Genomic DNA, 1,343 nt, shown 5'->3' with positions numbered 1-1,343 from the left:
CGTGAGTGCCACACCAGCCCATGGGTGGACCGCCCGCCGATGGCCCGCCCGTGTAGCTGTGAGCCCACCGCCGTGTGCACGCAAAGTGCGCCCCACTGGTGGCCACGAGCCGCCGCCGGTCGATCCCGAGCCGGTCGAGCACGCGGTCGCGAAGGGTCGACCAGCCGCGCGTCGTGGCGCAGCGCCCATGCAAGCGGACCAGCATCGACGGAACGGCGAGTGCGATAGACCCGGACGCCTTGTTCTCATAGACGATCCGCAATAGGATATGTCCATGACCAGCCGAGCGGGCGAGGTGCTTCGTGATGCTCGCAAGCGAGCGCGCTTGTCGCAGACCGATGTCGCGCGTCGCTCGGGGATCTCGCAGTCGGTGATCAGTGCCTACGAGTCGGGCCGCCGAGAACCCGGGGTACATACGCTCGCTCGGCTCGTCGAGGCGACCGGGCACACGCTCGAATTCGACATCCTTCCGGCTCCTGATCGCCAGCTCGGCCTACCCGACACGCCGCTTGGGCGGCGGCTCCGGCGTCGCCGCAAGGCCATCATCGAGGCAGCTATGAAGCGCGGCGCTCACAACGTGCGAGTGTTCGGCAGCGTCGCCCGAGGCGACGACACCGCCGCCAGCGATGTTGACTTCTTGATGGATCTCGACCCCGGGGTCGGCGTCGTCGCTCTCGCTGGGCTGAAGCGCGAACTGCGCGAACTCCTGGCCGTCGAGGTTGACGTGGTACCAGCCGAGACGCTCAAGCCACGGATCCGTGCCGAGGTCCTCGCCGAAGCGATTCCCCTATGAGCCGACGCGACGACGAGCGGCTCGCGGACATCGTGGCGTCGGCCGACGCGATCGCGTCCCACCTGCGGCGGGGCAGCCTCGACGACGGTCTCATCTTCGATGCCGTTCGCGTCCGCCTCATCGAGATCGGCGAAGCGGTCAAGGACATCAATCCGGAGCTCCTGGCCGCTGAACCAGGCATCCCGTGGCGTGACGTCGCCGGGATGCGGGATCAGCTCGCTCACCGCTACTTCGACACCGCTGCCGGGATCGTCCAGGCAACCGTGGACGACGACTTGCCTGCGCTCGTGGCCGCCGTCCACCGGATGCTCACACGCCTCCGAGCAAGCGCTGAGCCGCCCGATGAGCCAGCCTGAAGGGACCATCTGGCGCGTACCACGGCGACCAGGGCGTCGATACGTTCGCGTGCATGCGGGTGTCTGTTCGTGGTTCGTCGTCTTCGCCGGATGGCGGTTGCGTCAGCGGCCGGGTGTTGTGGCGGATGACCAGGGGTTCCCGTCACATGGTGACGATCTCGAGCAGGGCGGTGAGGTCGGCGACGTAGCCGCGG

At 68.1% G+C, this 1,343-nt stretch carries 2 protein-coding genes; both read left to right on the top strand.

Annotation, left to right across the window (positions count from 1 at the left end; all coding sequences use genetic code 11):
• Positions 1-274: 274 nt before the first annotated feature.
• Entirely contained in the window at positions 275-793 is a 519-nt protein-coding gene (locus WD250_05555) for a helix-turn-helix domain-containing protein (protein ID MEX2619666.1), read from the top strand.
• On the top strand, positions 790-1,149 hold the full coding sequence (locus WD250_05550; GenBank protein ID MEX2619665.1) for a HepT-like ribonuclease domain-containing protein: 360 nt from the start codon (positions 790-792) through the stop codon (positions 1,147-1,149). The genes WD250_05555 and WD250_05550 overlap by 4 nt, the downstream gene beginning before the upstream one ends.
• The last annotated feature ends 194 nt before the right edge of the window (positions 1,150-1,343 follow it).

This window comes from Egibacteraceae bacterium, assembly GCA_040905805.1.
Lineage (GTDB): Bacteria > Actinomycetota > Nitriliruptoria > Euzebyales > Egibacteraceae > DATLGH01.
Note: the sequence above shows the minus strand (reverse complement) of the source record. Positions and strands in the feature narration are given on the sequence as shown.